Below are 8,659 nucleotides of genomic sequence, written 5' to 3'. Positions count from 1 at the left end.
TCAAAACGTGCTTCCATAATCTTTAGGGTGCGCTGGGAGTGCGATTCCCGTATTTGGGTTAATAGTTTATGTACCGTGGTAAATAATACTTTATACCCCTGTAGACAGGCTTTCAGGCCAAGGCCTACGGCAATATGGGTCTTACCGGTACCAGGATTTCCTGCTAATACGATATTTTGTCCAGATTCGATAAAGTCAAGACGTTCCAGTAGCGGAAGTTTCTCTATAGCATTGGGCGGTAATTGCTCCCGCTTTAAGTCATTTAAATACATCTTTGAAGGGAAGTTCGCTTGCCGGATATGGGACTTCTTACGGTTCTCTACCCGAGCTTCATATTCGCGTTCCATGAGTTGTAAAAGGAAGTCTTCATAATTCAGGCGCTGGGAGGCAGCTTCTTTAGCCAAAGCCGTAAAATCCCTTCTAAATACAGGTAGTCGTAATTCTTTACTGTAGTTCTCAATACGCTGGTTGATCGTTTTATCCATAGGTTCTTTAATTTATGAGTGTTGATAATTGTTGAAGTTGTGATTTAGCCATCGCTGTGGTTTGGGTCCACTTAAGGGGTTCCTGATGATCTTGTTTATTTCCCAGCAGTGCTTTTATCTTTTCTGTGGTCAGTTGCTTTACCGGGCTCTGGGTTAGCTGGGTTACGGCTTGTGCTAACCTTTCATCCGTGACACTATGCAGGCTGCAATAATCCAGTAGCTCGATAAAGCTGCGTGGTTCTCCCATAAAATGAGCTTGATAAAGATCTTTTAGATACCCGGAACTTGCTAAGTCTATACTCCCTGCCAGGGCGCCAGGTTTGCGTTTAAAAGTGGCCAGGTAGTGATCGATTTTAATGATCCATTCGTGGAGGTTATAACTCCTTAAGTGGGTAGTTACTTTGTGATTATCATGGTAAAACCATAGCTCGTGGCTCATGATTTTAACCTGAACAAATTCGCCTACTAAATGATCAGGTACCGAGTACCTGTTGGTTTTGTAGCTTACCGTAGCGTATTTATCTACTCGAAGCTGGATCTGCTCCGAGCAGAGCAATTTTGTGGGCAGAGGCAATAGAGCGGCCTTTTCCTGAGCAAGCAGTTCTTTGGCCGTCTTTCCTGTGAGTTTTTGCCTGGTATTGTTAAGGGCCGCTACTTTAGTATACAACCAGGCTGTGGCCTCTTCTAAATTGGTGAAGTGAGATTTCACTGCGAAGCTCTTACGCCGTATATACTCTACACTGCGTTCTACATGACCTTTCTCGTTTCCGCGATGGCTATTGCAAAAACGATGGCTAAAATGATAGTGCCCACGCAATTGCAACAGAGCGAGTGTGGGTTCTTTTTCGTGGGGGCCTATGAATTTGGATACGGCTACCCGCATATTATCATAGACCATTTCCTTATGGACCCCCTGCAAGTGTTCAAAAAAACTCACATGGGATTCCATAAAGGCCAGAGTATCCTGTCGCTGATAAATTTCAGCGTAACGATAATTACTGTATGCGGCCGTAAAAACAGCCAGCTGGAAGCGAGTTAGCTTCCCTGCTATATAAAGCTTGATTTCTCCCCAGTCAAACTCACAGACCTCTCCGGGGACATACTCCTGGCGGATATAAGCCTCCTTAGGGACGGTCTTCCCTTGTTTTTCTCTGATGTAATTACAGACGGTAGTATAGCCTATAGCAATGCCTTGCTCTTGTAATAGACCATGAATATCACATTTTTTAAGCAGTTGTTTTCGAAGTCCCTGGAGCCTTTTCTCTTCATTGGTCGCCAGCAACTCATCAATGGCCTGTTGGACTTCTAAGGTGAGTTTTAATTTCTTGCGCTGGCCCAACTGATAAGTTGGAGCATCGGACAAATACTTTGTTATGGCCTCTTGGGGAGGAGATCCCGACTGTAAACGGTCTTCAAATTGAACAATGTACTTTTTTACGGTTTTACGGCTGATCCCAAGCTCCTTGCTTATCAATCGCTGACTTTTACCTTCACGGTGACTCTTTAATATTATTTCCTGTTTTGTATACATACTTATCATTTTCTGAACATCTCTGGTTGGATGTTCAAGTTGGTAATAAGTGGTATACTTTTAAATTGAAATGTGGGGTAATTCTATATTAATATATACAAAGTGAACATGAACAATGAACGGTTGAAGGCTAAAAGCCAACTGCTAATAGCTAAGAGAGTTGAAGTTTAAAGTTGTACAATTATGTAACCAGCAACCAACAACCAAGACCCAAGACCCAACACCCAATACCCAATACCTAAGAGTTGAGAGTTTAAAGTTGAGAGTTTAAAGTTTAAAGAAAAACGAAAAGTAAACAATGAACAATGAACAGTTGAAGGCTAAAAGCCAACTACTAATAGCTAAGAGTTGAAGTTTAAAGTTGTACAATTATGTAACCAACACCCAACACCCAACACCCATCACCCAGCAACCAACAACCAATAACCAATAACCAATAACCAAGACCCAACACCCATCACCCAATAACTAACATTTAATCCTCAGTAAACTAGATGTTTAAAAGTTAATTTAGTCAGAAAAAGAGATAAAGTGTATTTCATCGATAATAACTGCTGATAAGCTAATTTGATAAAATTACCCTTAGAACAATTTCAAATTATAATACTTATTTCTTATCTTTAGGAAAGTACTCGCGTACAAATACATACTATTTAAGGCGAGTCGTTATCTCCTATATAATAGCATTTGATTAATAGCAATTTATTGAATGCCACCTTTCTTACTTTGATGTAACATACCTTGTTGTGACAAATTAATACAATTTAATTTCACGACCCTCATTCTACAACTTAGTTGTTATTGTTATGTAAACTCGGTTATTAATTTAATTTAAATGCTATGTTTATGTACAGTTTTACGAAATTAGATATTATTGGTTGTACCAATAAATCTTTTAAGAGATTACTATTGTGTTGCTTAGTCATTGTTTTTGGGCTATCAACACAATTTTTTTATGGACAGGATGTAGGTTCATCTTCAGTCCAGGCCAATTTTGGTGTAGACGGAGACGTCTATTCAGGCGTATTGCAATTTCCTCCTAATTTTGGACCTGCTCTTCCTACCGCAACCGGTACTGCTGACTGGTTTGAAAATGGCACTGGCTTAGGAGTAATTGATGAATTAGGTAGCGCTAATGGCGGTAATCCAGATTCCGATCCTAACCCTCCTAACAGTGTGGATAATGTACCAGTGGAACTTAGACAATCGGTATGGATCCCTAATGCCCTTCCTATACCTTTCCCTGTTGTTGTGGAGGATAATGCTGGAGTTCCTACGCCTTATTTATGGTTGGATGCCGTTTACGGACGCGATACCTATGTAAAAGGCGGTAGTGCTGAAACATCTTATTTTTCATCGGGAGCTGATAAGAATTCAGATAACCCTGTTAATTGGAGTATAGGAACAATGGGTAGTGTGCCTCAAAAAACGGATATCGTCGATGTGTATGCACATTTGCGAGGTACTAATCCACACGATCCTGCAACCAACCCGGGGTTTCCTTTAGATGACCGACCTTTTGATGAGCTTTATGCATTTGCAGGTGCTTCACTAGTTGTTACCAATGGTAACAAACATTTAGACTTTGAGTTTTTTCGAGAAGGATTGGAAACGCCAGCAGACCTCTCTGATCCATCTAAATTGGGTCCCGATGGCGGACGTACCGCCTGGACTTTTGATACCGATGGAACTATTTTAATTCCGGGAACCATTATTGTTTCGGTGGATTATATTAATGGAGGTAATGTGCCTGATATCAGAATCAGGGTATGGATGGAAGAGTCTGTTTTTAATGCGTATGATAATACCGCAGTTAATAGACCTTTTAATGTAGATAAAGGAGTGGCTTTTGAAAAAGGAACAGGTTCAGGCAATTTTGGTTATGCTGCCATTAACCCTGCTGGGGGCGGTACAAATATGTGGGGTCGCGCTAATAATGATTTTGTGTCTGATGCAACATCTATGACATTAGGACCACCATGGAGTACTTGGGAAGGATCCGGACCGAGTTTGGTTACAAACTATCAACGCTATCAATTTGTTGAAATCGCTATTAATTTAACTGCTTTCGGATTGGATAGAAGAGGCATGCAAGATCCTTGTTCTAATATATTGGGTAGTTTATTGGTTAAAACCCGTAGTAGTGGTGGTGGACCCAATGAGAGTGCTTTTGGTAGTGAGTTGAAAGACTTTGCCGGGCCTTATTTATTCGGATTTCTTGGAGGACCTCCAGAAATTGTTGCTAATAATTTAGCCGATTGTGAAATTGGTGATACTGGTGAGGCTACATTTGATCTAGAAACTGCTATTGACGAAGGGAATAGTACACCTGAACCTGATACAACAAGAACGTTTCATGAAAGTATGGCTGATGCAGATAATCTCATGAGTAGCGGTATTGCTAATCCTAATAGTTATAGTGCGACCAATGGCACGGTGATCTGGATACGTAGTGTCCGTACTGGTAGCCAGTGTTATAGTAAAACGTCTTTTACTCTTACCGTTTATGACAATCCAGAACCAACAGGAAACGATCTAGACGATTGTGAGTCTGGAGCGGATAATGGCATGGCGACATTTAATTTAAATGATGGGGTCAACCAAGACGGCGGCAGTGTAAGCTTCCACTTATCCCAGGCAGATGCAGATAACGATGCTAATCCAATAGCCAATCCAGCAGCTTACGAAACAGGTAATGATAGAATTTATGTACGTAATGAAGTTGATAATGGGAATGGGAATGTTTGCTACGGTACGACTTTCTTTGATATTACCGTTTATGACAATCCAGATCCGACAGGAAATGATCTAGACGATTGTGAGTCCGGAGCGGATAATGGCATGGCGACATTTAACTTGAACGATGGTGTTAACCAAGATGGCGGCAGTGTAAGCTTCCACTTATCCCAGGCAGATGCAGATAACGATGTTAACCCAATAGCCAATCCAGCAGCTTACGAAACGGGAAGTGATAGGATTTATGTACGTAACGAGAACGATGCCGATGGCGACAATGATTGTTACGGCACCACGTTCTTTGATATCACTGTTTATGACAACCCGGATCCGACAGGAAACGATCTAGACGATTGTGAGTCCGGAGCGGATAATGGCATGGCGACCTTTGATTTAAATGATGGGGTCAACCAAGATGGCGGTAGTGTAAGCTTCCACTTATCCCAGGCAGATGCGGATAACGATGCTAACCCAATAGCCAATCCGGCAGCTTACGAAACGGGAAGTGATAGGATTTATGTACGTAACGAGAACGATGCCGATGGCGATAATGATTGTTACGGTACGACCTTCTTTGACATCACTGTTTATGACAATCCAGATCCGACAGGAAATGATTTAGCAGCTTGTGAAGATGGGACAAATCAAGCCACTTTTAATTTAAATGATGGTGTTAATCAAGATGGAGGTAGTGTAAGTTTCCACTTGTCCCAGGCAGATGCGGATAACGATGTTAATCCAATAGCCAATCCAGCAGCTTATTTAACAGGAAGCGATAGGATTTATGTACGTAACGAGAATGACAATGATGGCGACAATGATTGTTACGGTACAACCTTCTTTGACATCACTGTTTTTGACGATCCAGCTCCAACAGGTAACGATCTAGACGATTGTGAGTCTGGGGCAGATAATGGCATGGCGACATTTGATTTAAATGATGGCGTTAATACTGCTGGCGGCAGTGTAAGTTTCCACTTATCCCAGGCAGATGCAGATAACGATGCTAATCCAATAGCCAATCCAGCAGCTTACGAAACAGGGAATGATAGAATTTATGTACGTAACGAAATTGATAATGGCAATGGAAATGTGTGTTACGGTACAACTTTCTTTGACATCACTGTTTATGACAATCCTGATCCAACAGGAAATGATCTAGATGATTGTGAGTCCGGAGCGGATAATGGCATGGCGACATTTAATTTAAATGATGGTGTTAACCAAGATGGCGGCAGTGTAAGCTTCCACTTATCCCAGGCAGATGCAGATAACGATGCTAACCCAATAGCCAATCCGGCAGCTTACGAAACGGGAAGTGATAGGATTTATGTACGTAACGAGAACGATGCCGATGGCGATAATGATTGTTACGGTACGACTTTCTTTGACATCACTGTTTATGACAATCCAGATCCGACAGGAAATGATCTAGCCGATTGTGAGTCCGGAGCAGATAATGGCATGGCGACATTTGATTTAAATGATGGTGTTAACCAAGATGGTGGCAGTGTAAGCTTCCACTTGTCTCAGGCAGATGCGGATAACGATGCTAATCCAATAGCCAATCCAGCAGCTTACGAAACAGGTAATGATAGGATTTATGTACGTAACGAGAATGACAATGATGGCGATAATGATTGTTACGGCACCACTTTCTTTGATATCACTGTTTATGACAATCCTGATCCAACGGCAATGAACCTGGCAGATTGTGAATCGGGTGATGATACCCAGACTTTCGATTTGGATGATGGTGTTACAGGAGAAGATGGTGGCACAATAAGTTTCCATACATCCCAATCGGATGCTAATTCAGGTTCAAATCCGATAGCAGGAAAAGATGCTTATAGTGTATCGGTAGGGGATTCACCAAAGACCATTTATGTACGTAGCCATATAGATAATGGCGGAGGAGATATTTGTTACGGAACAACATCCTTTACCATAACGGTTTATGATAATCCACCATGTAATATAACCGGTGACAATGTAATCTGTTCTGGAGAATCAGCGAGTTTTACAGCTTCAGGAGGCACCAGCTATAGTTGGACAGGACCAGGCGGGTTTACAGCAAATACTGCTACTATTTCTGGATTAACAGTACCAGGAGAATATGAGGTAACTGTTACCGATGGCAATAATTGTTCTTCAACCTGTTCACGTACATTAACAGTAGACGGAACAGAAGAAAGTCCAGCAGTCACACCAACAGCATACTGTGAAGATAATCCACCAGCATCCTTGTGTCCTTTTGCGACAACAGATGTTGCAGGAGCAGATATAGTATGGTTAGGATATATTAAAGACGGAGGATCGTTTGTACCTATTAATAGTACGGTATGTCCAGATCCGCCAACTGTGCCAGGTGTCTATGCATTTTTCGTAGAAATTGATACCAACGATAATTGTATAACAGAGTCAGGAGCATTTACTGAGATTGAAGTATATCCACTTCCAACAGTAGAAGCTGGCGACCCACCATTAGCAATATGTAACTTGGAAGGCAATTTTGTACAGCTAACAGGTAGCCCTGTAGGTGGTACCTGGAGTGGTAGTCCATACATAACTGCTGACGGCTTATTTACAGTACCAACCGGGGGTATCCCTGCTGGAAACTATACGGTAACCTATACCTATACAGATGGTAATGGTTGTACCAATAGCGATACCGTCGATATTCCGGTTGTTGTATGTACCGAGTGTGGAACAGCCTTTGGTGTTGCTGTTAATGGCGAAGGTGCCGAAGCAGAAATAGACACTGGAATTAGTACCTGTTTCCGTGAAAATGGTTTCCACCGTTGGGGTTGGACCAATAAAATTACACCGTCTTGGGAACCTTATGTATTAGACCTTTACAGAGGTGCTGGTAAATGTTTACTTAATAAAGGCGAGTATGTGGGTACTGTAACTATTAATTACAGTCCAGAGGATTATACCATCACTGCTTTATATGAAATGGCTCCCGGAATCGGTTTGAGTGAAGCGCATTTGTATATTGGTTGTGATGCCTATCCAACCGGTAAAAACGGTGCTTATACCGTAGCTCCGGGGCAGTATACCTTTAATGCGGGCGATTTGAGTTTCGTCATGACGTGGAGTACTTCTACCGACGCCGAGAAAACGATAACGGTTCCCGGAGGTGGTGCAGTCTATGTGATTGCACATGCTGTGGCCTGTAGTGATGTGTCGGGTGAAGTGGCACCAAATGGTTTCGTGCCGACTACCGATTACGGCGAATTCCAGGAGAATCCACCGGCAACAGGTTACGATGGCTGTATTGTTGATGTTGATCCTTGGGGCAAAGCAGATAGTGTAAAAGCCTATCCGGTACCATTTGAAAACGAAGTTAATATCAGTTATAAATTTGATTATGATACAGACGTGAAAATCAAAGTATACGATATTAAAGGTGCCTTATTGAGACAGGCTGAAAACAGAAGATACATTAAGAGCTCAGTTGGTAATACCAGATTTGATTTATCAAGAACAGACGATCAAATGTATTTTGTAAGGGTAACCACAGCAAGAGGCAGTGTAGTTAAGAAAATTGTTTCATCAAAACATCAAAAATAAATCTATTTTGATGCTATAAGTAAAAAAAAGGAGCGGTATATATTTTATATGGCTCCTTTTTTAAATTCTGTATTTGAATATGACAGCCATTAATTTCGTCGCTAGGAAAAAGTTTAAAGTTTAAAGTTTAAAGTTTAAAGTGTAAAGCGAAAAGTGTAAAGTTTAAAGCGAAAAACGAAAAGTTTAAAGTTGTACAGTTATGAAACCAACAACCAACAACCAATAACCAATAACCAATAACTTTAATAGAGGGGTAATTTATAGAAACTAAAATTTGAGGTCGAATCTTTCCCTTGACCCACAGTGTTTTACCGAAATTTATGGCGTTTCA

General features: G+C 41.3%; 3 protein-coding genes. 1 reads left to right on the top strand and 2 read right to left on the bottom strand.

From position 1 onward, the window contains the following. On the bottom strand, nt 1–485 hold a 485-nt coding region (locus JF259_RS14045), incomplete at its 3' end, for an ATP-binding protein (protein WP_199116123.1). Between the two features lie 7 nt (nt 486–492). Next, nucleotides 493–2,016 carry an IS21 family transposase gene (gene istA / locus JF259_RS14040; RefSeq protein ID WP_199116121.1) on the bottom strand — a complete coding sequence of 508 codons (1,524 nt, stop codon included), beginning with the start codon at nt 2,014–2,016 and terminating at the stop codon, nt 493–495. 846 nt (nt 2,017–2,862) lie between these two features. On the opposite strand from istA, the gene JF259_RS14035 reads away from it, so the two are divergent. Continuing rightward, on the top strand, nt 2,863–8,328 hold the full coding sequence (locus JF259_RS14035; RefSeq protein WP_199116119.1) for a T9SS type A sorting domain-containing protein: 5,466 nt from the start codon (nt 2,863–2,865) through the stop codon (nt 8,326–8,328). Nucleotides 8,329–8,659 lie beyond the last annotated feature (331 nt).

Source organism: Snuella sedimenti (genome assembly GCF_016428595.1).
Lineage (GTDB): Bacteria > Bacteroidota > Bacteroidia > Flavobacteriales > Flavobacteriaceae > Snuella > Snuella sedimenti.
This window is presented reverse-complemented; position numbering and strand designations above follow the sequence as displayed.